The sequence below is a fragment of the Paramaledivibacter caminithermalis DSM 15212 genome, from assembly GCF_900142245.1.
Lineage (GTDB): Bacteria > Bacillota > Clostridia > Peptostreptococcales > Caminicellaceae > Paramaledivibacter > Paramaledivibacter caminithermalis.
In genome coordinates, this window is the sequence record NZ_FRAG01000140.1 from 1 (window position 1) to 1,739 (window position 1,739).

At 27.3% G+C, this 1,739-nt stretch carries 2 protein-coding genes; both read left to right on the forward strand.

Annotation, left to right across the window (positions count from 1 at the left end):
* The first annotated feature begins 151 nt into the window (after nucleotides 1–151).
* A complete protein-coding gene (locus tag BUB36_RS20480; RefSeq protein ID WP_278247881.1) occupies nucleotides 152–274 on the forward strand; it encodes a hypothetical protein in 123 nt (40 codons plus the stop codon).
* A 605-nt stretch (nucleotides 275–879) separates the two neighbouring features.
* Nucleotides 880–1,707, forward strand: coding sequence for a PmbA/TldA family metallopeptidase (locus BUB36_RS18890; RefSeq protein ID WP_242655932.1), 828 nt, complete (start codon nucleotides 880–882; stop codon nucleotides 1,705–1,707).
* The last annotated feature ends 32 nt before the right edge of the window (nucleotides 1,708–1,739 follow it).

Genomic DNA, 1,739 nt, shown 5'->3' on the forward strand with positions numbered 1-1,739 from the left:
TTTAGGTCAGATTATTTAACTTGATTTAAGCTTCTAAGATTATTTAATTTGCAGTTTTTGATAAGATTTAGGCTAGAATAAAGTGCTGTTTAACAGTTAAGTAATAAAAGGAAGAGGTTTATATACCTTTTTATGAATTGCTAACAGATTTATGTTTTTGTTAGCTTTTTTGTTTGTGGAAGGAGGAAGAGAATATATTGAAATCAACATTCTAAGGAGGGAGATTAAAGAATTGATAGGGGTAACGAAAATAAATATTGAAAAATGGAATTGATAACTACGGTTAATATTATGGGTAAAAATTTAAATTGGAGGTTTAGTTATGAATTGGACTAAGGAAGTTAAAGTATTTTCATACGATAAATGTTTTCCTTTATTATCTGATTTATTCGACATATTTTTTTCTCCTGATTTACTCAGGATAGATATCTAATAAAGTATATCATTCTTTGCAAGACTAACTTCCGATTAATGCAAAAAAACGGAAGTTAAATTTTCATTTGAGGTTTACTGACAAAAAAATACAATGCACTATTTACAAATATAGGATAATGAGGTAAAATATCATTATAATAAAAAATATAACAAATAAACTAATTATATCCTGAAATATTAAACATATATATTATGTATAATATAGTATAATTTAGTAAGATAGCTTGCAAATTCACATAATTTAAATTAAGTTATAGGCAATTCAAATAGCACGTCAGACATAGCGATAATAGTTCATAAATCTACTCTTTAGACAAAATATTCAGCTTTAGTATTTATAGTAATTTGGGTTTACACTCCCCTACAATTGACCTTTAAGGACATTAGTTATGGCGACTCATTTGGCTGATTGGTATTCTACACAGAAAGAGGTTGGTGTTGATAGTGATAGATGAGATAAAAAAATTAATTGAGAAGGTACCTGTAGAATATGGAGATGTACGAGTGGAAAAAACAACTAGCAATGGTATTTCTTATCGAAGAAACACTTTAGAGAATTTATCCTATACAACTAATTTTGGTGGGTGTATAAGACTATACGATGGTGGTAATTGGGTGAACGGCAATTTCTCAGGTTTAAATAATTTTAAAAAAGTGTTACAGTGGCTTACTGTGAATTTACGTTATATGAAAAACAAAGATTATGAATTGGAGAATTTTCAAAAGAATTATTATACTGAAGAAGTAACACCAAAGCAAAGAGATTTGCTAAAAATTAGGACAATTATGCATAATGAGACAGAAAAAATGAAGTTAAAAGATTACATAAAGAGTTTTGATTTCGTATTTTCAGATCAAAATATTGAAAAGTATTTTATATCAAACAATGGTTCATATATAAAACAGCAATTTAATAGCCTTGGAATGTCAATTAAAATTACAGGTATTTCTAATACAAGTTATGTAAAAACAATTCGTGGAGTTGATGAAGACAAAGTAATTAAGGACATTACACAAGAGATAACAAAAGGAATGCAGAATATTACTAAGAAAAAACTCAAACTAATAGAACCTAGGAAAAATATTACAGTTCTATTAGATCCAAAAATCGCAGGTGTATTGATGCACGAAACTATAGGACATACTCTTGAAGCAGATTCATTGTTAATGAATAAGAAATTATATAATAGTATTCTTGCTAATCCTATTTGTTACACAGCAAATTATTCCACTCCAAAAAAGTCAAATTATTTTAGCTTGATTTCCATATAAAATGACAGAAAAAAGTCAGATTAAATAATCTG